The sequence below is a fragment of the Pedobacter miscanthi genome, from assembly GCF_003315595.1.
In the GTDB taxonomy this organism is placed as follows: domain Bacteria; phylum Bacteroidota; class Bacteroidia; order Sphingobacteriales; family Sphingobacteriaceae; genus Pedobacter; species Pedobacter miscanthi.
This window is the reverse complement of sequence record NZ_QNQU01000081.1, coordinates 1-552: the sequence shown is the minus strand read 5'-3', so window position 1 is coordinate 552 and position 552 is coordinate 1. Positions and strand designations below refer to the sequence as shown.

Sequence of the window (552 nt, the reverse complement as noted above, 5' to 3'; positions counted from 1 at the left end):
AATGTTCCAAATTTGAGATTTCCGGGATTTGATGGGGAGTGGAATAACAAAAAATTAGATGATGTTTCAATAATCGGAAGAGGCAAATCAAAACACCGACCGAGAGATGCCGATTTTTTATTTGGGGGTAAATACCCTTTCATACAAACTGGTGATATTAGAAAAGCAAGCTTATATTTGGAACACTTCACTCAAACATACTCTGAGGCTGGTCTTAAACAAAGCAAACTATGGAATGAAGGAACTTTATGTGTTACAATTGCTGCGAACATTGCCGAAACTGCTATATTAAAAATTCAAGCTTGTTTCCCAGATAGTATCATTGGCATGATTCCAGTTGATGGGCAGACAACTTCACTTTTTTTAAAACATTCGTTTGATAAATTTAAGATCAAGATTCAAACCCTGTCTCAAGGAGCCGCGCAGGATAACTTAAATCAGGAAAAGTTATCAAATATTGAATTTTCTTTTCCGCACATTGATGAGCAACTTAAATTAACAGCGTTTCTATCACTAATTGATGATAGAATTGAAACCCAAAGCAAAATAATT

General features: G+C 34.8%; 1 protein-coding gene. It reads left to right on the top strand.

The genetic code is table 11. The features are described 5' to 3' along the window. Positions 1-552 (top strand): restriction endonuclease subunit S (locus DRW42_RS28460; protein WP_208643677.1); only part of this gene is annotated, 552 nt, incomplete at both ends.